The organism is Flavonifractor sp. DFI.6.63, assembly GCF_024462255.1.
GTDB classification, from domain to species: Bacteria; Bacillota; Clostridia; order Oscillospirales; family Oscillospiraceae; genus Lawsonibacter_A; species Lawsonibacter_A hominis.
In genome coordinates, this window is sequence record NZ_JANGBE010000121.1 from 1 (window position 1) to 298 (window position 298).

1 protein-coding gene is annotated in these 298 nt (G+C 37.9%); it reads right to left on the reverse strand.

Annotation, left to right across the window (positions count from 1 at the left end; translation table 11 throughout):
- Positions 1-298, reverse strand: a 298-nt coding sequence (locus tag NE547_RS18160) for a BRCT domain-containing protein (RefSeq protein WP_305148567.1), incomplete at both ends; no start/stop codon positions are given.

Below are 298 nucleotides of genomic sequence, written 5' to 3' on the forward strand. Positions count from 1 at the left end.
TATTACATCTTCCTTTGAATCAAGGTCCAAGATTGAAACAAATCTCGCTTCATCTATAACCTTTACCCCTAAAGATATGGCCTTATCAAGCTTTGATCCAGCCTCTTCACCTGCTAAAACAAAATCAGTTGATTTACTTACGCTTGATGTCGCCCTGCCTCCAAGGTCTTCGATAATCTTCTTGGCATCATTTCTCTTCATAGTTGGAAGAGTACCTGTAAGAACTATCTTCATCCCTTCAAACAGCATAGGTCTATCCGTTTTTTCCTCTTTTATATTTTCAAAATTTAGACCAGCT